Source organism: Pseudomonas sp. S2_C03, assembly GCF_054668405.1.
This window is the reverse complement of the sequence record NZ_CP162766.1, coordinates 2123239-2148289: the sequence shown is the minus strand read 5'-3', so window position 1 is coordinate 2148289 and position 25051 is coordinate 2123239. Positions and strand designations below refer to the sequence as shown.

Here is a 25051-nt window from a genome sequence, read left to right as displayed (position 1 = left end):
AAGCTCATCTGGCAATTACAGTAGAGAGCCCTTGCCATGCGCGTCAAACACCAAAACCTCCGCCATGCCAGCGACCTTGCTCAAAAGGCAATCACAGCATGAGCCCGGTCAATCCACGCCTCACGCTGTTGACGGCTTCCGGCGTCTGCTCGCTCATCGTCCTGGACACCAACATCGTAGCCGTCACCTTGCCGACGATCGCCCGCGACCTGGGGGCCAACTTCGCCGACATCGAATGGGTAGTCAGCGCCTACATGCTGGCGTTTGCCGCCCTGCTGTTACCCGCCGGCAGCATCGCCGACCGATTTGGCCGGCAGAAAACCCTGCTCTGCGGCCTGGGCCTGTTCATCCTGGCGTCCATCGGCTGCGGCGCGGCGCCCAATGCGTTGTTTCTCGACATCGCCCGGGCCATCAAGGGCGTCGGCGCGGCGTTGCTGCTGACCTCGGCCCTGGCGTCGATTGGCCACACCTTTCACGATGAAGTGGAACGCGCCAAGGCCTGGGCATTCTGGGGCGCGTGCATGGGCGTGGCGATGACGGCCGCACCAACCATCGGCGGGCTGATCACCGAATACATCGGCTGGCGCTGGATTTTCTACCTCAACCTGCCGGTGGGCCTGTTGCTGATGGTCATGGTCTGGCGCGCCGTGCCGGAATCCCGCGATCCCCAATCCGCTCGACTTGATCCGTGGGGCAGCCTGGCGTTCAGCGGCAGTCTGTTGTGCCTGATCTGGGGATTGATCGAGGCCAACCGGATCGGCTGGAGCAACCCGACCACCTACGCCCGCCTGCTCGGCGGTGCTTTGTTGCTAGGCCTCTTCGTGGTGATTGAAAAACTGCAACGGCGGCCGATGATCGACCTGCAACTGTTCAGGCACCCTCGTTTCATTGGTGCATTGCTGGGCATGTTCGCCTATGCCGGTTGCGCCCAGGTGATGATGACCCTGCTGCCGTTCTACCTGCAAAACGGCCTGGGTTTTTCGGCCATCGCGTCGGGCCTGGGCATGCTGCCCTTTGCCCTGACGATGCTGATCTGCCCGCGCATTGGCGTGCGCCTGTCCACTCGGTTCGCCCCGGCGACGATGATGGCCAGCGGATTGACGCTGGTCGGCTGCGGCAATCTGTTGAGCGCCTGGGCCGTCAGCAGCGGTGGTTACCTGCCCTTCGCCCTGGCGATTGCCGTCACCGGCGCCGGCGCGGGATTGCTCAATGGCGACACCCAGAAAAACATCATGGCCTGCGTGCCCCGCGAGCGCACCGGCATGGCATCGGGCATGAGCACCACCATGCGTTTCAGCGCCATTGTGCTGGCCATCGGCGTGTACGGTGCTTTGTTGTCCAGCCAAACCGGGCAATTACTGCACGCCAGCCTATCGGCACAGGGCGCGCAATGGCTGGGCCAGACCCAGGGCATCGCGTCACGGGTGGTGGCTGGCGACATGGCAGCGGCGATGAGCCTGCTGCCCGATAGCGCCCACGCATTGATCGAGCCCCTGGCGCGCCAGGCCTTCGTCGGCGGCTTCAGCATGCTTTTGTGGGTCGCCGGGCTACTGGCCTTGCTCGGTGCGCTGGTGGTGGGCACGTTGATGCGCAATCCGATACCCGCTCAGCCCGCGTCACAAGCCCTGGTGCTTGAGTGACGCCAGCACCCGCTCGGCATTGGCTTCACAGCCCATGCCTTCGGGGCGAGTCTCGGAGTGCGATGGGTGGGGTGACAGCGAGTCCGCGTCAACGTTGACGCCCCCCTGTAGGAGCGAGCTTGCTCGCGATGCAAGCCCAGACGCCGCTGGGTGTCAGGCAGCCAGCGTTATCGTTGACGACCATCGCGAGTGAACTCGCTCCTACAGAGGTCCGGTGTTCACAGGGGCTCGTCGATGTGCCGGTACTCAGCCTGCAACTGCTGCGCCAATACCTTGCTGCGGCCCAGACGGATCGGGCCGCGCTCGATGTCGATCAGCAAGGCCGGGCAGTCCAGCGGCGCCAGGGCCGGGCAGTCCTTCAAACGTCCATCGGTGACCACCAGCACGCGCTGTTGCTCTGCCGGGAAGCGTTTTTTGCGGGCGCTCATCCAACGCTCGGCTTCTTGCAACGCTGCCAGCAAGGGCGTCCCGCCGCCGGCGCCCAGGCCATCGAGCCAGTGACGCAAGCCGTTGGAAGCTTTCAAACCCTGCACCTGCCATTTCGGCGCGGCACCGCTGGCCGTTAACAACGCCAGGCGTGCGCGTTGGCGGTAAGCGTCGTCGAACAGTTGCGCCAGCAAGCCCTTGGCATCGCTCAGGGCCTGATGGCGTCGCGTCGAAGCCGAGGCATCGACGATCACCAGCCACAACTCATGGGGGGAGCGGGTGCGCCATTGGAACAGCAACTGTGAACGCTGGCGCGGCCGGCCATTGAGCAAGGTGCCCGGCCAGTTCACCGAGCCGTCGCGCGCAGCACGCCGCTTGCCCTGATTGCCATGCTCCAGGCGTCCGGCGCGGGGTCTGGCATTCGCCCCCGCTTGCGATCGAGGGCGAATGCCTAGGGCTTTTTTGGCCAGCTCGGCACTTCGCGACGGTCGCCGACCGGCAGGGCCTGGGCCGGCATTTCACCCCATTGCCCCTGGCCGGTGCCGGGGTGACTGTCTTGTTTAGAAGGTGCCTGCGCGGGTTGTTGCGGTGCCGGCGGCGAGGGTTCGCGTCGACGATGGCGCAAGGCGAAATCGGCCACCGCGTCGATATCTTCCCCGGCAATCGCGCGCGCCCCTCGCCACGCCGCATGGGCACGGGCAGCGCGCAGCCAGACCAGGTCGGCACGCAGGCCATCGACACCAGCGGCAAAGCAACGCTCGGTGATTTGCGCCAACGCTTCGTCATCCAGCGGGATGCTCGCCAAGGCTCGACGCGCCTGCTCGCAACGCTCGCGCAGCGCCTGTTGCTGCGTTTCCCAGTGCGCACAAAAAACCTGCGGGTCGCTGTCGAAATCCAGGCGCCGACGGATGATCTGGCCACGCGCCTGTGGGGCGATGTGACCGCCCAGGGCGACGTTCAAACCAAAGCGGTCGAGCAGCTGCGGACGCAACTCGCCCTCTTCCGGGTTCATCGTGCCAATCAGAACAAACCGGGCCGAGTGTCGGTGGGAAATGCCATCGCGCTCGATCAGGTTGGTGCCACTGGCGGCGACGTCGAGCAGCAGGTCGACCAGATGGTCCGGCAACAGGTTGACCTCATCCACGTACAGCACACCGCCGTCGGCCTTGGCCAATACGCCCGGGGAAAACTGCGCACGCCCTTCGCTCAGGGCTGCGTCGAGGTCGAGGGTGCCGACCAGTCGCTCTTCCGTGGCGCCCAGCGGCAGGGTCACGAACTGGCCGCTGGCCAACAGGTCCGCCAGGCCCCGGGCCAGGGTCGACTTGGCCATGCCTCGAGGCCCTCGATCAGCACACCCCCAATTTTCGGGTCGATGGCAGTCAGGTACAGCGCGAGTTTCAAGTCGTCGGCGCCGACCACGGCGGAAAGCGGGAAATGTGGGGTGTGGGTCATTAAGTCTGTCTCGATCGTGGTCGTCGTTTTATCAGCAACATATTTCCCCTGTGGGAGCGGGCTTGCCCGCGATAGTGGTGCGTCAGTAGATACATGAATCGCTGACCCAACGCTATCGCGGGCAAGCCCGCTCCCACAGGAGGCACAGCGTGTGTGGGGGGAAGCTAGCCATCTTCTTCTATATCCAACAACAGGTTTTCCAGTGCCTCGCGGTACTCCCCAGGCTCCTTCCACAGGCCTCGCTGCTGTGCTTCGAGCATGCGCTCGGTCATATCACGCAAGGCATGCGGGTTGTGTTCGCGCACAAAATCCCGGGTCCCCGGGTCCAGCAGATAGGCATCGGCCAGCAACGCGTACTGGTGATCGTCGATCAACTGCGTCGTCGCGTCGAACGCGAACAGGTTGTCCACCGTCGCCGCCATCTCGAACGCACCTTTATAGCCGTGACGCTTGACGCCCTCCAGCCACTTCGGGTTGGCGGCTCGCGAGCGAATGACCCGGTTCAGTTCTTCCTTCAACGTGCGGATCTTTGGCAGATCCGGTTGGCTGTGGTCGCCGTGGTAACTGGCCGCCGCAGCGCCACTGAGGCTTTCCACGGCGGCGAGCATGCCGCCCTGGAACTGGTAATAGTCGTTGGAATCGAGCAAGTCGTGCTCGCGGTTGTCCTGGTTTTGCAACACCGCCTGGACCTGGCTCAAGCGCCGGGCGAACTGCTCGCGTGCAGCGGTGCCTTCGTCGGACCCGCCGTAGGCATAGCCGCCCCAATTCAGGTACACCTCGGCCAGGTCCTCGCGGCTTTGCCACAGGCGACCGTCGATGGCGCCCTGCACGCCGGCACCGTAGGCCCCTGGCTTGGCGCCGAAAATGCGCCAACCGGCCTGGCGTCGCGCCGCGTCTTCATCGAACCCGGCTTGCAGCAGGCTCTCACGCTCGGCCCGCACTTTGGCGGCCAACGGATTCAGATCATCCGGTTCGTCGAGCGAAGCGACGGCTTGCACCGCGGCATCGAACAGACGAATCAGGTTGGCGAACGCATCGCGGAAGAACCCGGAAACGCGCAAGGTCACGTCTACCCGCGGACGGTCGAGCAGGCTCAACGGCAGGATCTCGAAATCGTCGACACGCTGACTGCCCGTGGCCCAGACCGGTCGCACGCCCATCAACGCCATGGCCTGCGCGATGTCGTCGCCACCGGTGCGCATGGTCGCGGTGCCCCACACCGACAAACCAAGCTGGCGTAGATGATCGCCATGGTCTTGCAGATGTCGTTCAAGAATCAGGTTGGCGGACTGGAAGCCGATGCGCCACGCGGTGGTGGTGGGCAGGTTGCGCACGTCCACCGAATAGAAGTTGCGCCCGGTGGGCAGCACGTCCAGGCGACCGCGACTCGGCGCACCGCTGGGGCCGGCGGGCACGAAGCGGCCACTCAAGGCGTCGAGCAGGCCTCGCATTTCTGCGGGGCCGCAGGCGTCGAGGCGTGGGGCGACGGTGTTGTTCAGATGGTCAAGGATCGTGTTCACTTCAGACCAGTCACCTCCATCCTGTAGGAGCGAGCTTGCTCGCGATGGTGTGTCAGTCACCACCAAAGTGTCTGATACTCCATCGCGAGCAAGCCCGCTCCCACAGGGTGCGGTATTCAGTGTCTGGACGATCAGGTCTGCGGCAAACAACTCCAGCCGCTCACGGGTATCCCCCGCCGTGCGCCACAGTTCATCGCTGACCGCCAGCAACGCCTCCGGTCTCGGTCCGCCCCACAGCTCGGCCAGCGCGCAATCGAGCGGATCAAACCCTAATCCAAATGCCTTGGCCAACGCCCGCAACAAGCTCGACTGCGCCCCGCGCCCATCACCACGTGGGATGCGCAGCAATGCCAGCAGCGTGTCGATGCGCAAACGTCCAGTTGGTGATTCGCCGAAAATGTGCAGGCCATCGCGGATCTGCGATTCCTTCAAGTCGCACAAATACGTATCCAGGCGCGGCAACCAGATCGCCGCGTCGGCGTCACTGTTCAGGCTTTCGTCCAGCTGCAACTCGCGGTCGATGTGGGTCTCGCGCACCAGTTGCAGGATGTCACGCTGTAACTCCCGCGCCCGCCGTGGGTCGAGCAGTTGCGCTTCGTAATACTCGTCGGCCAACAATTCCAGGTTGCGCAGCGGCCCGTAGGTTTCTGCGCGGGTGAGCGGTGGCATCAGGTGATCGATGATCACCGCTTGCGTGCGCCGTTTGGCCTGGGCGCCCTCGCCCGGATCGTTGACGATGAACGGGTAGATATTCGGCAGCGGCCCGAGCAACGCGTCCGGCCAGCAGTTTTCCGACAGGCCCACGCCCTTGCCCGGCAGCCATTCGAGATTGCCGTGCTTGCCCACGTGAATCACACCGTGGGCACCGTAGGCGTGGCGCAACCAGAAGTAGAACGCCAGGTAGCCATGCGGCGGCACCAGGTCCGGGTCGTGATAGACCGCGCTCGGGTCCACCTGATAGCCACGGGCCGGCTGGATGCCGACAAACGTCAGACCAAAGCGCAGCCCGGCGATCATCATTCGCCCGCCCCGGTACATCGGGTCTTGCGCAGGCTTGCCCCATCGTTCCAGCACCGCCCGCCGATTGGCTTCGGGCAAGGCTTCGAACAGTCGCGTGTAGTCATCCAGCGCGAGGCTCTGATGGCACGGACGCAGGTCGAGATTGTCGAGGTCATTGCTGACGCCGCCGAGCAATTGCTGGATCAACGCGGTTCCGCTGTCCGGCAATTCGGCTGGCAGCGGGTAACCTTGCTCGTGCAACGCCCGAAGGATGTTCAGGGCGGCGGCCGGCGTATCGAGGCCGACGCCGTTGCCAATGCGCCCATCCCGGGTCGGATAATTGGCGAGGATCAAGGCAATGCGTTTCTCACCATTGGGCACCCGCGCAAGTTCCACCCAGCGCCACGCCAGCTCAGCGACAAAATCCATGCGCTCGGGCGCTGCCCGGTAGCACACCACATCGGACTGGCTGCGTTCGCTGCGCCAGGCCAGGTCCTTGAAACTGATCGGGCGGCTGATGATGCGTCCATCCAGCTCCGGCAGCGCAATGTGCATCGCCAGGTCACGCGGGCCCAGCCCTTGCTCGCTGTCACGCCAGCCGGGCTCGTTGTCCTGGGCACAGATGGCCTGGATCACCGGGATATTGCGACGAAACGGACGCAGGTGCGGCGCTTCCGGGCTGGATTGAGCAAAGCCGGTGGTGTTGAGGATCACCGCCGCGTCGACCTGGTCCAGCCAGTCCTCGACCACCGTCAGGCAACCGGGCTCTTTCAGGCTGGCCACCGCAATCGGCACGGGATTGAGCCCCGCCGCTTGCAAGCGCTGGCAGAACACATCGATGAAGCCCGTGTTCGCCGCCTGCAAGTGCGAGCGGTAAAACAGCACTGCCGCCACTGGCTTCCCGGCCTCCCAGTCGGCTTGCCAGTCGCTGAGCACAGCCGGGCTTTTGCTCGGGTGATAGATCGCGGTGCGCGGCAGGGCTTGGGGTTCACTCCAGGTGTAATCGCGACCGAGCCAGCGACTCGCCAAACAGCGGAACAGGTCCAGGGCGTTGGCCATGCCGCCCTGGCGCAGGTAGTGCCAGAGCCGGTCACGCTCTTCGACCGCTACCGTGCTCAGGTCGCTGAGTTCGGGGTCCGGGCGGTCGTCACCGGGCACCAGAATCAATTGCACGCCGCGCCGGGACAGCTCGATCAGTTGCTCGACGCCATAGCGCCAATAGGCGATGCCGCCGTGCAGCGAAATCAGGATCACCTTGGCATGGCGCAACACTTCATCGACGTACAAATCCACCGAGGCGTGATTCTGCACCTGCATCGGATTGGCCAGGCGCACGCTCGGGTAATCGTCGGGTAACTGTTGCGCGGCCTCGGCGAGCAAGGCGAGGCTGGAGTCGCCACTGCACAGGATCACCAGCTCGGCGGGGGTTTGTCCAAGGTCGGCGATGTTGTCATCCGACACGAAACCGCCGGGCTGGGTCCTGAGCAGGTGCATGGGTTACACGCTGAGCGCGGCGCGCAGTTGCGCTTCGAGTTGCACGGCGTCCAGCGCCTGGCCGATCAGTACCAGGCGTGTGGTGCGCGCTTCATCGGCGCCCCACTGGCGGTCGAAGTGCTTGTCGAAGCGTGTGCCCACACCTTGGATCAGCAGGCGCATCGGCTTATTGGGGATCGCCGCGAAGCCCTTGACGCGCAGGATGTCGTGCTTGATCACCAACTGGGTCAGCGCATCCAGCAACAGGCTCTCGTCGGCCTGGGGCAATTCGATGGAGATGGAGTCGAACGCGTCGTGATCGTGATCGTCCTCGCCTTCGTGGTGGTGATCGTGGTGACTGTGACGGCTGTCGATGTGTTCTTCGGAACCAGCACCCAGGCCGATCAGCACATCGAGCGGCAAGCGACCGCTGCTGGCTTCGATGATCTTGACCGCCGGCGGCAATTCTTCGGCGACTTCCAGGCGCACGCGGGCCAGGTCTTCAGGGTTGATCAGGTCGGCCTTGTTGAGAATCACCAGGTCGGCGCTGGCCAGTTGGTCGGCGAACAGCTCGTGCAGGGGCGACTCGTGGTCCAGGTTCGGGTCGAGTTTACGCTGGGCGTCGACCTGATCCGGGAACGCGGCGAAAGTGCCAGCAGCGACGGCCGGGCTGTCGACCACGGTGATCACCGCGTCGACTGTGCAGGCGCTGCGGATTTCCGGCCACTGAAAGGCTTGCACCAATGGCTTGGGCAGTGCCAGACCAGAGGTTTCGATGAGGATGTGGTCGAGGTCGCCCCGGCGCGCCACCAGTTCGCGCATCACCGGGAAGAACTCCTCCTGCACGGTGCAGCACAGGCAGCCGTTGGCCAGCTCGAAGACACGACCGACGGCTTCTTCCTCGGTGCAGCCGATGGAGCACTGCTTGAGGATTTCGCCATCGATGCCCAGCTCGCCGAACTCGTTGACGATTACGGCGATACGACGGCCCTGGGCGTTGTCGAGCATGTGGCGCAGCAAGGTGGTCTTGCCCGAGCCGAGAAACCCGGTGACGATAGTGACGGGGAGTTTGGCCAGTGTTTTCATCGGATGCCCTTTGGCAAGGTGGCGGGCATACGGGACGACAAGCGCTGCAACAGCGGTGCGCGCAAGAGTTTCGCCACCGGATCACCCCGCCCGGTTGTAGTGAGAATCTGGATCGAGGCAGGTCTCCTGGCTGACAGTGTGCCGGGCGGTTGGCCCGGCATTCGCTGCGCCTTCCCGCGAACCCATTGTGCAGGGCTTGCAGTGGCGTGGCAGCGAACATCACCGTTCACAGTTGCGGGGGCAGCCGCGGCATTGACCGCGTTCCCTTCTTAGCTTCGACAATGGCGAAGAACCTCGAAGCGACAAGGCTACGCATGGTCTGTGGGCGGGTCAAATTCTTGTGGCGGCAATCGGGACGCCATCGCGGGCAAGCCCGCTCCCACAATGGGCCGGTGTCCGCAGTCCCCTGTGGGAGCGGGCTTGCTCGCGATGGGCGCGACCCGGTCTCGATTGACGGCAAAGCCGCCCCATGCTCTCCTACACGCCTTGTTACGGGTGCCCTTCACAGGGTGAAACGGGAAACCGGTGAATCATGTGCTTTACTCAAGCCCATGTCAGTCCGGTGCTGCCCCCGCAACGGTAAGCGAGCGAAGAATCAGATCCACTGTGCCGATCATCGGCATGGGAAGGCGATTCTTGCAGGTTTCGGCAGATGCCCAAGCCCCTCGCGAGCCCGGAGACCGGCCCGCAACACACAGTGACGATACGATCACGAAAACAACAAACCCGCGGTGGGCGGGCGCTGTTTGAACCTCTGCGTGCACGCTACGCAGGGTGTCTGCATGCGCTCTCGTCACCCTGACAGAACAGAGGGAAGCGCCATGTCGATCATCAGCAGCACCGGCCACGCACCGGCCAGCAGCCACACAACCACCCTGACCCAACGCCTGACCGTCGCCGTCTGCGCATCAATCCTGGGCGCGTGCCTGGTCTACTTCGCCGGTTTCTCGCACATCGAAGCGGTCCACAACGCCGCCCACGATACCCGCCACAGCGCCGCGTTCCCTTGCCATTGAGACCTGACGACATGATCAAGCGTATCGCGCAAACCGCAGGTTTTTCCGGACTGCTGGCCGCCCTGCTGCTCACGCTGCTGCAAAGTTTCTGGGTTTCGCCGCTGATTTTGCAGGCCGAAACCTACGAGAAATCCGAGCCTGCCGCCGTTGAAGTGCATGAACATGCTGCCGGCACGGCCGCGCACAGCCACGACACCGAAGCCTGGGAGCCGGAAGACGGCTGGCAGCGCGTGCTGTCGACCACCGGTGGCAACCTTGTCGTCGCCGTCGGTTTTGCACTGATGCTCGCCGGTCTCTACACCCTGCGCGCACCGACCAAAACTGCACAGGGCCTGCTCTGGGGCCTGGCGGGCTACGCCACTTTCGTGCTGGCGCCAACCCTCGGCCTGCCCCCTGAACTGCCGGGCACCGCCGCGGCGGATCTCGCGCAACGGCAAATGTGGTGGATCGGCACCGCCGCTTCGACCGCTGTCGGCATTGCCCTGATCGTGTTCAGCCGCCATTGGCTGATGAAATTGCTGGGCGTGGCGATCATCGCCGTTCCGCATGTGATCGGCGCACCGCAGCCGGAGGTGCATTCGATGCTCGCGCCAGAAGCGTTGGAATCGCAATTCAAGATGGCTTCGCAACTGACTAACGTCGCGTTTTGGTTGGCCCTTGGCTTGCTCAGCGCGTGGCTGTTCCGTCGTCAGAACCAGGCATGATCATTGAAAGCACAGCGCCGACCCTGGTGGTCGGCCTGGGCTGTCAGCGCGGCTGCCCGGTCGAAACGCTGCGCGCTTTGCTCGACCAGGTCCTCCAGGCTCATCAAATCGAACTGCGTCAAATACAGGCCCTGGCCAGCATCGACCTGAAACGTGACGAGCCCGGCCTGATCGAACTGGCTGCACAACTCGACCTGCCGCTGACGTATTTCAGCAGTGAACAACTGGCGCCCTACGAGCCGTGCTTAAGCCACCGTTCGCAGATCGCCTTCGAACGCACCGGCTGCTACGGCGTGGCCGAGAGCACCGCCCTCGCCCTCGCCGAACAACTCACTCAGGCACCGGCGACCTTGCTGATTTCACGACAAAAATACGCCCAGGCGACACTGGCATTGGCCGGCGCAGCGTAAAATCCCGATAATCCCCGCCCCTGAACATGAGCAATCTTCATCTGAAGCCTTGCCCAACCCTTTTTTGACAGGAAACGACGATGACCGTCTACTTCATTGGCGCAGGTCCTGGCGACCCGGAACTGATCACGGTCAAAGGCCAGCGCCTGATCCGCAGCTGTCCGGTGATCATCTATGCCGGCTCCCTTGTGCCCGCCGCCGTGCTGGAGGGCCATAGCGCCGAACAGGTGGTCAACAGCGCCGAACTGCACCTGGAGCAGATCATCGAACTGATCAAGGGCGCTCATGCCAATGGCCAGGACGTGGCGCGGGTGCATTCCGGGGACCCGTCCCTGTATGGCGCGATTGGCGAGCAGATCCGCTATTTGCGCGAGCTGGGCATACCATTCGAGATCGTCCCCGGCGTCACTGCGACGGCGGCCTGCGCCGCATTGCTGGGCGCAGAACTGACTCTGCCGGACGTATCACAGAGTGTGATCCTGACCCGTTACGCCGATAAGACCGCGATGCCGGTCGGTGAAGAGCTGGGCAGTCTGGCGCAGCACGGGGCGACCATGGCGATTCATCTGGGCGTCAACCATTTGCGCAAAATCCTGGCTGAATTGCTGCCGCATTACGGCGCCGATTGCCCCATTGCCGTGATACACCGGGCGACCTGGCCGGATCAGGACTGGGTAGTGGGGACGATCGAGGATATTGCCGCAAAGGTTGAGGCCAAGGGGTTTCGGCGCACGGCGTTGATTCTGGTTGGGCGGGTGCTGGGCAGTGATCAGTTCAGTGAGTCGTCGTTGTATCGGGCTGGGCATGCGCATCTGTATCGCCCTTGAGGCCCTCGAATTTGACGCATAAAAAAACGGCGCTCACGGGGCGCCGTTTTTCATGTCGCAGCGAACACCTTAGTAGTAGGCGTTTTCTTTCTGCGTGTGGTCGGTCACGTCGCGAACGCCCTTGAGCTCGGGGATGCGCTCGAGCAAGGTCCGCTCGATGCCTTCCTTCAAGGTTACGTCGGCCTGGCCGCAGCCCTGGCAACCGCCGCCGAACTGCAGAACGGCGATGCCGTCCTCCACCACGTCGATCAGGCTGACCTGACCGCCGTGGCTGGCCAGCCCCGGATTGATCTCGGTTTGCAGGTAGTAATTGATACGCTCGTTGATCGGGCTGTCGGCGTTGACCATCGGTACTTTGGCGTTTGGCGCCTTGATGGTCAGTTGGCCACCCATACGATCGGTGGCGTAGTCGACGACCGCGTCATCCAGGAAAGCTTCACTGAACGAGTCGATGTAGGCAGTGAAGCTTTTCAGCCCCAATGCGGTGTCTTCGGGTTTTTCCTCGCCCGGCTTGCAATAGGCAATGCAGGTTTCCGCGTATTGGGTGCCGGGCTGGGTGATGAAGACGCGGATGCCGATGCCTGGAGTGTTCTGCTTGGAGAGCAGATCGGCCAGGTAATCGTGGGCGGCGTCGGTGATAGTAATAGCAGTCATGGAAACTCCTCACAGGCTTGGGCGCAGTTTACGCCAATCATCGCGCCGCACAAAGTCCTAGTATTTTTGTCGGGAAATAACCGACTGACTTTGGCGGGCGGATTCACCGTCAATCCGCTGTTTTAGCCACCGATAGCTGCACTTTTCCACCCATTGATAACTTGCCCAAGCCCCTGCGCCGATGGCAACGACGCATACGATGAACATCACGTACGGGTCTACCCCGTAGCGCTGCGCGATAAAGCCGCCTGCCGACAATACCAACACGTGCATCAAATACACCGAGTAGGAGCAATCCCCTAGCCATTTCAGCAGCCGGCGATTCTCGAAAAAGCGCTCCAACGCCATGCAGGCCATCACCAGCACCGCACTGGGCAAGCCCCAGGCGAGAAAGCGTGGTTGCGGCGGCAGGTGGTAAATGATCAGCAGCGCACCACCGATCCCCATGAGGGGCAGATACAAGCCGGGCTTGATCCACCCACGGCGGTAGATCATGCCGATGGCGATGCCCAACAGGAACTCATACACGATGCTCGACCGGTAAAACTCGCTGATCCAGCCATAGCCGGTCCAGGCCTCACAAACCGCAAACAGCAGCGCCGCGACGATCAGCAGCCGCCATTGCAGGCGGAACAACAGCGCCCAGGCAAACAGCACGTAAAACAGCATTTCGTAATTGAGCGTCCAGCCGACAGTGAGCGTCGGATAAATCCCGTAGCCGCCGGGGTTTTGGGTGGGAATGAACAGCAACGACAAGAGGAAATGCGACCAGTCGACCGTCTGATCCGGCAATAAGGGCCGGGCGAACACAACGAGCAACGCCATCAGCACCGTGTACAGCCAATAGGCCGGCACGATTCGAAACAGCCTGTAGAGCAGAAAACGCCCGGGCGGCAGCGATTTGCCTTCGGTGGAAAGGAAAATCACCAGGCCACTGATGACGAAGAAGATATCGACCCCCACCGCGCCCTTGTCGATGAACAACTGTCCAATCGGCCCACGGGCCTGGAAGTCGAAGAAAATCTGCATGAAATGGTGACAGACCACGGTCCAGGCCGCGAGGGCGCGCAGTGCCTGTACAGAAATCAACATCGATCGCTCTCCGGGAATTGTTTCCCCCGCTCCCACAGGGGGATCAGCACAGGCAGGGGAATCGGCGGTGTATATAAAGTCCGACACCTCCACCCCGGCAAAGGTCGATCAAAGATTCTCGTAGCGATTCATGTCCAGCACGCCCTCTTCCACCGGATCGGTTTCATGGATGTACTGGCTCAGGTCATGGAAATAGAACCAGAACTGCGGATGACTTCGGCGGATCCCCCAACGTTCGACGATTTTCTCGAAACGATTGGCGTCCTTGGCATTTTCCATGGCCTCTACGAACGCTGGCACCTGGGCCGCAGGAATGTTGAAGATGAAATTCGGGTAGCTGCTGAACACGCCCGGGAAGATGGTCAGCGTATCCAGCCCCGGCTGGTAGCGCAGCGACTCGCCGAGCAGGAACGCCACGTTGCTGTGGGCGCGGTTGCGCAGAAGGCTGTAGACCTCGCGCTTGCCGCTGGACGTCTGGATTCGCAGCATCGTCGCTTCCGGCAACTGGTCAATCACTTTCAATCCCGCCGCAGGACGCGAAGTCAGGCGGCTCAGGACCTGTTCGGCACTTTGCAACTCAGCGTCAATGTTGGGACGTGAACAATACGCGCCGTCGCAACGGTTGATCGGGTCTGGTTTGGCGTTCAGCTCGCCATAGCGCACGAGCAATTGCTGGGCGAAATCGTACTTGGGGTCTTTGGGGTCGAGTTTAAGCGCGGTGGGCTTGTCGTCGTCGATATCTTCGTAGTCCATCCACATCTTGATCTTGCCGCTGTTCTGGTACCAGTCATCAAGGTAACCCTCGCGAGAATTGGCCGGCATCAGACGCAGGAAGTTCTGTTCGGCGCCGTTGCGGATCAGGTCGAAATACAACCGCGTCTGCGCCTGATGGGACACGTTACCGAACACGTCGAAGTTCACCGCCAACTGGTAGTACGTGCGCTCCAGCAAGGGGTAGTCGAATAGCCACATCGTCTGCGGCACTTCGCCGATCAGGCCCTTGGTCACGGCGGCGCTGTCAAAATGACGGAAGATGCTTAGCAGCGCATTGTCGTTACCGGCCCAAAGGGTCGACCAACTTGGCGCCGGCAGGTCAGCGTAGCTGTCGCGCCGCAAGGCTTCGTACTCGTTGCGCTTGTTACGGTAGTCGTGCCACAGGCCGATGACGCTGCCAACGTCGTCGTTCTGTCCCGGCATCGCCAGCAACGGCGTAGCCTGTCCCCGGTAATTGGGGTCGGTGATGTAGAGGTCGTGCTCCGGCGCCTGGAACAACGCCCAGAAGTTGTCGCGAATCACATCCGTGGCGATCTGGCCCCGGCACACCGGACCGCGAATGAAGGTGCGCACGAAGTATTCGGCGTTATCGAGCATGAACTGGTAGCGCGCCTGGGCCGGAATGGCCTCGAACGTCGAAAACGGGTTGGCTCGGCGCTCGGGCCCGTAGCCCGGCAAGGCGTTGACCTGCCAGTTGCCGCTGTAGAACAAGCTTTTGACCCGCGCCATCTTTGCTGCGCTCAGCGGGTAGGTGATGTGGGTCTTGTGCACGATCACACCCTGCACCGGCCACAGGCGATAGTAGAACTCAGTCCCGGGATCGTCGTTCGGGCGGCGAGTGTTGATCACGTTGATCGGTTGACCCGTTGGCGTCCGCGAGCGCACCCACTGGAAAAAATGCCCCGGCTCGCCGTCCTTGAAATAGAGGTGCGCAAGGAACCAGTGCTCGTATAACCAGCGCCCTACCAGGCTTTGCCGGGCGCCCGGCGCATTGAGCAGGTTTTCCCATTGCATCACCTGCATCGCTTCGTTTGCGCTTGGCGCCAGGCCCTTCTCGTCAATCGGCGCCCCCGAAGCGAGCCAGCGCTGCAAAGTCTGATATTGCTGATCGGTCAGGCCGGTGACGGCCAGGGGCATGCCCTGTCCAGGATGGGTGCTGGTATAGGTATCGAACTCCGCCGGCATGGCGCAGGTGTTTTCGCGGTTCAGACCCAGGACGATGTCCTGCGGTAATTTGGCATTGGGCTGCAACGGCGTGTTATGGCCGAACTCCAGCATCCGCGCCATCAGCGCGGCCTGGCTGCCCTGGGCGTCGAGTACCGAGTAGAAGCCTTTCTGTTGCCAGGCACGCTTGCCGGTCGCGTCATAAAACAACCGGGTTGGCGTCGCCGCCTGGGTACGCTCCCCGTCGTAGACAGGCGATTTGCTGGCGCCACGCGCCGCGCCTTCGCCACTGCCCAGGTTGAGCTGGCAGGCGGAGTCATAGCAGGCGTGGCAAGCCACGCACTTTTCGGTAAAGATCGGTTGGATATCGCGGGTGTAGGGAAAGCCCCGGCGCAGCCGGCAGACCTTGCGCCACGGCGCCCCAACTTAAAAGCAGCAACACGCTGCCGATGACGACGCGATACGACATGGTCTGTTCCGATCCTTGAAAAACGCCGCGATTGTACAGACCCGGCCGCCCCACCAACATGAGTGATATTCATGCAAAACCTGCACATGCTCTAGAAGCCCGCAGGTTTGTTATGATTCCGCCCCTTCGTAATGGTCTTTCCGAGTAGTTCTAATGTCCGATCGCAGCCTTCGCCTTCAAGCACTCAAGCACGCCCTCAAAGAGCGCATTCTGATTCTCGATGGCGGCATGGGCACGATGATCCAGAGCTACAAGCTCGAAGAACAGGATTACCGTGGCAAGCGTTTCGCCGACTGGCCGAGCGACGTCAAGGGCAACAACGACCTGCTGGTGCTGACGCGCCCTGACGTGATCGGTGGCATCGAGAAAGCCTACCTGGATGCCGGCGCTGACATTCTTGAAACAAACACCTTCAACGCCACGCGGATTTCCATGGCCGATTACGGCATGGAAGGCTTGAGCTACGAGTTGAACGTAGAAGGCGCACGGCTGGCGCGCAAGATCGCCGACGCAAAAACCCTCGAAACGCCCGACAAACCACGCTTTGTCGCCGGCGTGCTGGGCCCGACCAGCCGCACCTGCTCGCTGTCCCCGGACGTGAATAACCCCGGCTACCGCAACGTCACCTTTGACGAACTGGTGGAGAACTACACCGAATCGACCAAAGGCCTGATCGAAGGCGGCGCTGACCTGATCCTGATCGAGACGATCTTTGACACCCTCAACGCCAAGGCGGCGATTTTCGCCGTCCAAGGCGTGTTCGAGGAATTGGGCATCGAGTTGCCGATCATGATCAGCGGCACCATCACCGATGCCTCCGGCCGCACCCTCTCCGGCCAGACTACCGAAGCGTTCTGGAACTCGGTGGCCCACGCCAAGCCGATCTCGGTCGGCCTGAACTGCGCCCTGGGTGCCAGTGAACTGCGGCCTTACCTGGAAGAGCTGTCGAACAAGGCCGGCACCCACGTTTCCGCGCACCCCAACGCCGGCCTCCCTAACGAATTCGGCGAGTACGACGAATTGCCGTCGCAAACCGCCAAGGTCATCGAAGAATTCGCCCAGAGCGGCTTCCTCAACATCGTCGGCGGCTGCTGCGGCACCACGCCAGGTCACATCGAAGCCATCGCCAAGGCCGTGGCCGGTTATGCGCCGCGCCAGATTCCGGACATCCCCAAAGCCTGCCGCCTGTCCGGCCTGGAACCGTTCACGATTGATCGCCAGTCGTTGTTTGTCAACGTCGGCGAGCGGACCAACATCACCGGTTCCGCCAAATTCGCCCGCCTGATCCGTGAAGACAATTACACCGAAGCCCTGGAAGTCGCCCTGCAACAGGTCGAAGCCGGCGCCCAGGTGATCGACATCAACATGGACGAAGGCATGCTCGATTCGAAGAAGGCCATGGTGACCTTCCTCAATCTGATCGCCGGTGAACCGGACATCTCCCGCGTGCCGATCATGATCGACTCCTCGAAATGGGACGTGATCGAAGCCGGCCTCAAGTGCATCCAGGGCAAGGGCATCGTCAACTCGATCAGCATGAAAGAAGGCGTCGAGCAGTTCATTCACCACGCCAAACTGTGCAAGCGCTACGGCGCGGCCGTGGTGGTGATGGCCTTTGACGAAGCCGGCCAGGCCGACACCGAAGCGCGCAAGAAAGAGATCTGCAAACGCTCCTACGACATTCTGGTCAACGAAGTGGGCTTCCCGCCGGAAGACATCATCTTCGACCCGAACATCTTCGCCGTGGCCACCGGCATCGAAGAACACAACAACTATGCCGTGGACTTCATCAACGCCTGTGCCTACATCCGTGACGAGCTGCCCTATGCGCTGACCTCCGGTGGCGTGTCCAACGTATCGTTCTCGTTCCGTGGCAACAACCCGGTGCGTGAGGCGATCCACTCGGTGTTCCTGCTGTACGCGATCCGCAACGGCCTGACCATGGGTATCGTCAACGCCGGCCAGTTGGAAATCTACGACCAGATCCCGACCGAACTGCGCGACGCCGTGGAAGACGTAATCCTCAACCGCACCCCGGAAGGCACCGACGCCCTCCTCGCCATCGCTGACAAATACAAGGGTGACGGCAGCGTCAAGGAAGCCGAGACCGAAGAGTGGCGCAACTGGGACGTCAACAAGCGTCTGGAGCATGCACTGGTCAAGGGCATCACCACCCATATCGTCGAAGACACCGAAGAGTCGCGCCAGTCGTTCGCCCGCCCCATCGAAGTGATCGAGGGCCCGCTGATGTCCGGCATGAACATCGTTGGCGACCTGTTCGGCGCCGGCAAGATGTTCCTGCCGCAGGTGGTGAAATCTGCCCGCGTGATGAAGCAGGCCGTGGCGCACCTGATCCCGTTCATCGAACTGGAAAAAGGTGACAAGCCGGAGGCCAAGGGCAAGATTCTCATGGCCACGGTCAAGGGCGACGTGCACGACATCGGCAAGAACATCGTCGGCGTGGTGCTGGGTTGCAACGGTTATGACATCGTCGACCTGGGCGTGATGGTGCCGGCGGAGAAGATCCTGCAGGTGGCCAAGGAACAGAAGTGCGACATCATCGGTTTGTCGGGCCTGATCACTCCATCGCTGGATGAAATGGTCCACGTGGCGCGCGAGATGCAGCGCCAGGACTTCCACTTGCCGCTGATGATCGGTGGTGCCACCACTTCCAAGGCGCACACCGCGGTAAAAATCGAGCCTAAATACAGCAATGATGCGGTGGTGTACGTCACCGACGCCTCCCGCGCCGTGGGTGTGGCGACGCAATTGCTGTCCAAGGAGCTCAAGGCCGGTTTCGTCGAGAAAACCCGCAGTGAATACATCGAGGTCCGCGAACGTACGGCCAACCGCAGTGCCCGCACCGAGCGCCTGAGTTACGCCGCCTCCATCGCCAAGAAACCGCAGTTCGACTGGGGTTCCTACCAGCCGGTCAAGCCGACCTTCACCGGCACCAAGGTGCTGGATAACATCGACTTGAAGGTGCTCGCCGAGTACATCGACTGGACACCGTTCTTTATTTCCTGGGACCTGGCGGGCAAGTTCCCTCGCATTCTGCAGGACGAAGTGGTGGGCGAAGCGGCCACCGCGCTGTATGCAGACGCCCAGGAAATGCTCGCCAAACTGATTGACGAGAAACTGATCAGCGCCCGTGCGGTGTTCGGTTTCTGGCCGGCCAATCAGGTGCATGACGACGACATCGAACTCTACGGCGATGACGGCAAACCATTGGCCAGGCTGCATCACCTGCGCCAGCAGATTATCAAGACCGACGGCAAGCCGAACTTCTCCCTGGCAGACTTCGTTGCGCCCAAGGACAGCGAACTGACCGACTACGTGGGCGGTTTCATCACCACCGCTGGCATCGGCGCCGAAGAAGTGGCGAAGGCTTATCAGGACGCCGGCGACGACTACAACTCGATCATGGTCAAGGCCCTCGCGGACCGTTTGGCCGAGGCCTGTGCCGAGTGGCTGCACCAGCAGGTCCGTAAGGACTACTGGGGTTACGCCACGGACGAGGCGCTGGACAACGAGGCATTGATCAAAGAGCAATACAGCGGCATCCGCCCGGCGCCAGGCTACCCGGCCTGCCCGGATCACACCGAGAAAGCCACGCTCTTCGCCCTGCTGGACCCCGAGGCCGCAGAAATGCGCGCCGGACGTAGCGGCGTGTTCCTCACCGAACACTACGCCATGTTCCCGGCGGCAGCCGTCAGCGGCTGGTACTTCGCGCACCCTCAGGCGCAGTACTTCGCCGTGGGCAAGGTCGACAAGGACCAGGTGCAGAGCTACACCTCGCGCAAGGGCCAGGAACTGAGCGTGACCGAACGCTGGCTGGCGCCGAACCTGGGTTATGACGATTGATGCAGCGCCTGTAGGAGCAGCCGGTCGACGCTCGAATGCTCGCGATGGAAGATCAGACACCGCGGGGCATCAGGCCGCCCGTGTCAACGTTAACCACCATCGCTAGCAAGCTAGCTCCTACAGGGGATTTGCGAACACCAAACATCTGTAGGAGCAGCCGGTCGACGCTCGAATGCTCGCGATGGAAGATCAGGCACCGCGGGGCATCAGGCCGCTCGTGTCATCGTTAACCACCATCGCTAGCAAGCTTGGTTATCTGCGGCGTCTCCCGGACATTTCTTCGGCGCTGTCGGTGGAAGACGCGTCCATCGCCGCCCAATCGGGATTGGCGAGCCATCGTTCGATGTTATCCCGCGAGATGCCCAGCACCTTGTTCCCACCTACCCGGTCGAGGTGAGCCAGGAGCCGTTCGAGGGTGTCCGTCGTTAAATAGCGCAGGATGCCAAACAGGTGCGTGCCCCTCAGTAATCGATCATGGTTGCCATCGAACGCCTCTTGAGGGATATCCTGAATCGGGTTTCCCGCCAGGCTCAACTCTTCCAGGTTTGGCGCCTGCAAGACACCTTCAGGCCACTCCCGCAGGTCATTGCCATTGAGATGCAGGCTTTGCAGCGACTCGGGAATGGGGCCTACGAAACGGTTCATCTGGTTGTAGTTCATTTCCAGCTTGCGTAGCCCGCGCAACGCTTGCAAGCCTGCACCGTCGAAGGTCTTGATCCGGTTGTAGCTCAACCGCAACGATTCAAGCTGTGCCATCGCCCCCAGATCCTGCCCCAAGGCCAGCAGATCGCTGAGACGGTTGCTGGATAATCCCAATGTTTGCAGACGTGTCATGGCAGCGACCGCCGACGGCACACGCTCCAGGCTGTTAAGGCTCAGATCCAGCGAGCGCAGCCCGCTGAACACCGGGAGAAAGCCATGGACGTCGGCTTCATTCAATCCCACGCCGCGCAGGTTCAACGATTGCACATGTCCGAAACCTGTCGGCATTTCAGGCAGCTCCCCCAGGCCAGCGATGCTCGACAGATCCAGCGTGGGCACGCGCTCCCGGGACATGGCGTTCAGACCTTCTTTCCAGCACGCCATGATCCGCCCTGCCGCTTTGCTGCGGCGCTCGGAAGCTGTCCAACGCCCACCGTACGCGGCGCTGCCTGTGCGCCGATGAAAAATCCAACCGTTCAATTGCCGGGTGATCGCTTCGAACCGGTGCCCCCACTCCTCGACATGCGCGTCGACCCAGGTATCGTCCGCGCCAACGCGCCAACCCTCGATGACTTCCAGGGCCTCGCCCTCGGTCAATGAAGGGTCAACCCTGCGCAAGCGACCGACAAATGACGGCACACTTTCGGCGGCAGGCAGCGCCGGTGGCAGTGGCAGCAATCGGCTGGCAAGTAGCGAGCCGTTTTCGAAAGGCTGTGCGGCGTGATCCGGGACAGGCTCCAGGGCGAACGTGTGCAACGCACCATCGGGCAGGCCTAAGGCTGATTCGCATCGACGCCTGGCCAATTGCAGTTGTTGCCGGGCGGAATTCGATAACGGCGCTCCTGTCAGGTTGGTGTTGATCAACAATTCATCCCGCGCCAACGCTTCGGGCGGCAGCTCGCGAATCAGCGTGCCACGCAGGTCGAGCCAGCTCAGGCGCGGCAACCTGTCTGCGCCCCGAGGCCATTGTTGCAGCGGCGTGCCCTCCATGATCAGCGTCTCCAGATCCGTCATGGCACTCACATCGAATTGATACAACGGGTTGTCCGAAAGATCGAGCTTGCGCAGCCGACCCGCGTTCTGCGGGGCAATCGGGTCGACTATCAGGCGGTTACCCCGCAGATCAAGGTATTGCAGGCCTGAAAAGTTATGGAGCAACTCGCGAATCTGCTGGTCGGTGGAATTGGGCACACGCAGGCGCAACGTCCACACGTGAGAAAAATCGGCTGTCAGCGCCGGCAGGGGTTCATCGCACACCAGGTCGAGTTGCCGGTAGGCCGCGTTTTCAGCGGCGAATGGCCTGCCCCGCCAGGTATTGCGCAAACTCAGGGCGACACCTGCCTTGTGTTCAAGGTCACCCCCGTGGGTCACCCAATCCTCCAGGGTTTGTTCAAGTGTCAGCCATTGCTCGCGCAGTCCTTCGAGCATCTGCAGGATCTGTACATCGTTTTGTCCGGCGCGCAGCAGCGCGAGCACCATTGCATTGGCTTCGGCCATTTCCAGGTCGGGATACAGATGCTGCAGGCGTAACACCAACCCTACATTTAACCCGGAAGAACCGACCAGCCCTTCGCCGCTTGCCGGGTAGCCCACCAGGTTCTGCCGGATCCGCTGTGGGGGCCGGAATGCACGGCCATGCCGACTCTGCGGCTCCAGGATCGCCGCACTGTGCTCGACATGCTCCGTCGCATATCGGCAGATGGCTCGCTGCAACGCGGGACTGTCGGTGACCAGAGGCATACCGAGTGCTTGCCGGCTTGGCGCGGGCAAGGCATGCAGGAGCGCGGCATGGAAATGGTCGATGGAAGCCGAGGGTTGGTTCAGCGCTTCGCCGTCGTCGTTGAACGCCTGGTAGAACGGGCCTTTCTTCACCACGTGGCAACGCTGCGCTGCCGTCCGGGGGCCAATGGCATCGAGCAGCCGTCCCGTAATGCTCCCTTCGCGGATCTCCAGGCGTACCTCATCGGACCAGCCCGGCAATCGCTCAAGCGTGTGTACAGCCAGGCGCCGTGCATCGGCTGACAGCATGTTGCGCATGTGCAGTTTTGCCAGCGCGCGGGTCAAGCGACCACGCCTGGCGTACCAGCGTGCCTCCCGGAGCATTGACCGTGGCACCTTGGTGGTGTTCCTCACAATGGCCATGTCCACGGCGCTGGCATGGGCCAGCACTTCGTTCGCCGCGGCATCACTGAGGCCGGGGTACACCCGTTGCAACGGGTCGGCCAGCGCAGTGGCCTGAGCATTGCGGCGATAAAAGCTTTCAAACAGTAATGACCGCCTGGTTCGGGCGTGAGCGGCGATCTGCTCCCTCAATGCCTGGGCGCGCCAGCCACGGTTCTGCGCGGCCTCTGCCCCCAACAACGCGACGATCTCGGCTTCGTCCAGGGCTTCCAGTACCCGCATCGGCAACTGCGCGGTGAGTACATCGTATCGACTCATGCGAATCGGCGGTTTCACCGGCGCACCAGCCTCCAGCGGGGCCTGGCCGTACTCGGCCCGCAGGCCAGACAGGCCTGGCCTTTCAAATATCTGCAGGATTCGCCCGGCCGGCCAACGCGGTAACTCCGTGATCATCGGCACTGCGTGCAAATAACGCTCGTCGATGAGCTCTCCGCTCACCACCTGTTCAATCACCTGTGTGACGTCGCGGTCGGCGCCCCATAGCCGCAGCGCATCGGCAAGCTCCGGTGGTGGCAAGCGGTTGTCCATGTGCATCCGGCGCAACGCGTTATCACTGACCCCGGCGATGTCAGCGATCGTGAGCAGTTGTTCATCGCTGCACGCATCGGCGATATGGCCCATTCGCCGCAGCAGTCTCAAGCGGCTCCAGCTCAACGGGTTTTCCAGGACGTGGCGCCAGGCGCCGGCTGCGTTGTGCGCCAGTACCGGTTGATAGGCCTGCGCATCGGTTGGATGCCTGATGCGCCAGCGTTTGAGATCCCGGTCAAAAACCTGCTCGTAGACCTTGCCTTCGAGGCGGATAAACGACCTGTCGTCCAACGTGTAACGGCCCATGGCATCCGGCCCGATATCGGGGTCGAAGGCGCCTGGCACTTCATAACCGGCCATGTCCGACCTGCACAGCCGTGCGCTGCCATCAGGCAAGGTGACCGGGTGCAGGTCCTCAATCACCGGCGTTGGCTCGACTGCCGACAACTTCGACAGCCCCTTGCCAGCACTCGCAGTGAGCCCCAACAACAGCAGGTTCTGCGCAACATCCAACAAATGTGCCTTGGCGGCCTGGCGATCGCCCTCGCTCCATTCGACCACGCCCTCGATCGACTCCGCCAGCAACTGGCACGCCATCAACGTCATCATGACTTCACCCAGAACCGGCACGAACATCGAGACCGAGCCCAGGATCAGCATGCCAATGTTCAGCAATTTATCGAACAGGGCGTCGCGTTCCCGAGCATCGACAGTTGCCGACGGCACGGCGTAACTGAGGGCATCGGCGATCTGCTGCTGGCGATGTCGCTCGAACAGCCAATCCCAGAGATCAATGTTGCGATCACCGTCCCTTTCGAGCAGGACGAACAACGGTGCGAGAAACGGCTCGGGGTTGGCCACCTGGCGGATGGCCGGCGCCGGGGCCAACTGTTCGACCTGGGTGCCGGGCAATCGGCTGAGCCCATTGATAACGTCGCTGATCAGAGAATAGTGCGCCCGCAGCTCGCTGATGAACGGGGTGTCGGGAGCGTCCACGGTGAACTGGCTGAAGAAGTACGGTCGATCGGCATAAGCGACAAACCGGCTGAAAAATTGCTGGTAGGCGGTGGGGCTGCCCGCGTCTGTGCCCCGGGCAGTAAAGTGCTGCTTGAGCGTCGCCTCCACTTGCCCAGGCTTATAGCGCTTCAAGGGATGATGCGGATCGTCGGGGATGAAAAGCAGCAGGTCTTCGGGTGTCTCGAGGGTTTTGCCAATCGCGAAGCCGATGCAGCCGGTCAACGGTCGATTCATCAGGGTCATTTCGCACAGCCCGATACGCTTTTCGCCCTGTCGGGGATTTCGTTCGCCCTGGATGATCGCCAGAATCGAGGTGTAATCCTCAGGTTCGATATCTTTTTGCAGCAAGGCCCGCTCAGCCGCCGTGCGCAGGGCGGTTTTCTGCACCGTATTGAACTGCTCGCGCATCGCGTGCTGCGTGGCCGATGCGTCGGGGTATACGAAGGCCTTGAGGTACTGCTGATACTGCCCGCCAATGTCCAGCACTCGGCAGGCATGGATGAACCGGCTCACCGTCATGGGGGTGCCGAGCGCCTCGAAACGCCCCGACTGCGCGGACTTGACGACAAACCCGGACGCCCGGTGATAGGCATCGAGCTCGCACTCGGCTTCTTCAAAGTTGTGCAGTGCCGCTTGCAACAATGTCCTTTGCGACACTTCGAAGGAGCCCACTTCGATGGGGATCACGCGGCCCACTTCAATGGGTTTCAGCAAATGTAAAAAGGTGTGGTTGACGTCGAGATCGACATCGAACTCGGCCTTCAGGTGTTCGCGCAGTCGCGGCTCGGCGAAAGCCTGGATGTCTTGCAAGCCCGCCATCGACCTGGACCACTGGTTCTGCGCAATGAAGTGGGCGACCAGGCTTTCGTCGAACGCCTTGCGTTGTTGTCTTGAGGCTTCTCGATACCAGGCGGGCAGCGGCGCATTGGCGCTTTTCAGCGCATGCAGGTGCTGAGGCGTTGCCTGGTTCACCCAATATGGGATCGACTGCTCAAGCAATGGCGCGTGAATGCTGCGGGTGACGTGCGGGTGAGACATGCTTTTGCTCCTGAG

At 62.1% G+C, this 25051-nt stretch carries 12 protein-coding genes, 2 pseudogenes and 2 riboswitches; of the genes and pseudogenes, 6 read left to right on the top strand and 8 right to left on the bottom strand.

Going from position 1 to position 25051, the window contains the following annotated elements; genetic code table 11:
- The first annotated feature begins 98 nt into the window (after window positions 1–98).
- The gene (locus AB4N64_RS09810) at window positions 99–1640 is read left to right on the top strand and encodes an MFS transporter (RefSeq protein ID WP_460124772.1); all 1542 of its coding nucleotides are present in this window, start codon (window positions 99–101) and stop codon (window positions 1638–1640) included.
- A 218-nt stretch (window positions 1641–1858) separates the two neighbouring features.
- On the opposite strand, the gene AB4N64_RS09805 is transcribed toward AB4N64_RS09810, so the two are convergent.
- The 4 genes and pseudogenes from AB4N64_RS09805 to cobW form a co-directional block, all read right to left on the bottom strand.
- Complete coding sequence (locus AB4N64_RS09805) at window positions 1859–2464, bottom strand: vWA domain-containing protein (protein ID WP_460126693.1); 606 nt, start codon at window positions 2462–2464, stop codon at window positions 1859–1861.
- 53 nt (window positions 2465–2517) lie between these two features.
- Window positions 2518–3518 (bottom strand): annotated as a pseudogene (locus tag AB4N64_RS09800) (ATP-binding protein).
- 164 nt (window positions 3519–3682) lie between these two features.
- Window positions 3683–7531: a cobaltochelatase subunit CobN gene (gene cobN, locus AB4N64_RS09795; RefSeq protein WP_460124769.1), complete on the bottom strand. Its 3849-nt coding sequence runs from the start codon at window positions 7529–7531 to the stop codon at window positions 3683–3685.
- A 3-nt stretch (window positions 7532–7534) separates the two neighbouring features.
- Window positions 7535–8596, bottom strand: coding sequence for a cobalamin biosynthesis protein CobW (cobW, locus tag AB4N64_RS09790; RefSeq protein ID WP_460124766.1), 1062 nt, complete (start codon window positions 8594–8596; stop codon window positions 7535–7537).
- 99 nt (window positions 8597–8695) lie between these two features.
- Window positions 8696–8908: riboswitch (cobalamin riboswitch) on the bottom strand.
- A gap of 164 nt (window positions 8909–9072) precedes the next feature.
- Window positions 9073–9299: riboswitch (cobalamin riboswitch) on the top strand.
- A 118-nt stretch (window positions 9300–9417) separates the two neighbouring features.
- On the opposite strand from cobW, the gene AB4N64_RS09785 reads away from it, so the two are divergent.
- The 4 genes from AB4N64_RS09785 to cobM all read left to right on the top strand — a co-directional run bounded on the left by AB4N64_RS09785 (window position 9418) and on the right by cobM (window position 11553).
- Window positions 9418–9612 carry a CbtB domain-containing protein gene (locus tag AB4N64_RS09785; RefSeq protein ID WP_460124763.1) on the top strand — a complete coding sequence of 65 codons (195 nt, stop codon included), beginning with the start codon at window positions 9418–9420 and terminating at the stop codon, window positions 9610–9612.
- Between the two features lie 11 nt (window positions 9613–9623).
- Window positions 9624–10316, top strand: a complete 693-nt coding sequence (locus AB4N64_RS09780) for a CbtA family protein (protein WP_460124760.1) — start codon at window positions 9624–9626, stop codon at window positions 10314–10316.
- Window positions 10313–10726, top strand: coding sequence for a cobalamin biosynthesis protein (locus AB4N64_RS09775; protein WP_460124757.1), 414 nt, complete (start codon window positions 10313–10315; stop codon window positions 10724–10726). The genes AB4N64_RS09780 and AB4N64_RS09775 overlap by 4 nt, the downstream gene beginning before the upstream one ends.
- An 80-nt stretch (window positions 10727–10806) precedes the next feature.
- Window positions 10807–11553 carry a precorrin-4 C(11)-methyltransferase gene (cobM, locus tag AB4N64_RS09770; RefSeq protein WP_460124754.1) on the top strand — a complete coding sequence of 249 codons (747 nt, stop codon included), beginning with the start codon at window positions 10807–10809 and terminating at the stop codon, window positions 11551–11553.
- 69 nt (window positions 11554–11622) lie between these two features.
- Here the strand turns inward: cobM and nfuA are convergent, their stop codons facing one another.
- The 3 genes and pseudogenes from nfuA to AB4N64_RS09755 all read right to left on the bottom strand — a co-directional run bounded on the left by nfuA (window position 11623) and on the right by AB4N64_RS09755 (window position 15706).
- Complete coding sequence (nfuA, locus tag AB4N64_RS09765) at window positions 11623–12207, bottom strand: Fe-S biogenesis protein NfuA (RefSeq protein ID WP_007959519.1); 585 nt, start codon at window positions 12205–12207, stop codon at window positions 11623–11625.
- Window positions 12208–12264: 57 nt separating this feature from the next.
- Window positions 12265–13299 carry an acyltransferase family protein gene (locus AB4N64_RS09760; RefSeq protein ID WP_460124751.1) on the bottom strand — a complete coding sequence of 345 codons (1035 nt, stop codon included), beginning with the start codon at window positions 13297–13299 and terminating at the stop codon, window positions 12265–12267.
- A gap of 108 nt (window positions 13300–13407) precedes the next feature.
- Window positions 13408–15706, bottom strand: a pseudogene (locus AB4N64_RS09755) (fatty acid cis/trans isomerase).
- A 153-nt stretch (window positions 15707–15859) separates the two neighbouring features.
- Between AB4N64_RS09755 and metH the strand changes: the two are divergent.
- The gene (metH, locus tag AB4N64_RS09750; RefSeq protein ID WP_460124749.1) at window positions 15860–19570 is read left to right on the top strand and encodes a methionine synthase; all 3711 of its coding nucleotides are present in this window, start codon (window positions 15860–15862) and stop codon (window positions 19568–19570) included.
- Window positions 19571–19822: 252 nt separating this feature from the next.
- Here the strand turns inward: metH and AB4N64_RS09745 are convergent, their stop codons facing one another.
- Complete coding sequence (locus AB4N64_RS09745) at window positions 19823–25036, bottom strand: dermonecrotic toxin domain-containing protein (protein ID WP_460124746.1); 5214 nt, start codon at window positions 25034–25036, stop codon at window positions 19823–19825.
- Window positions 25037–25051: the final 15 nt, after the last annotated feature.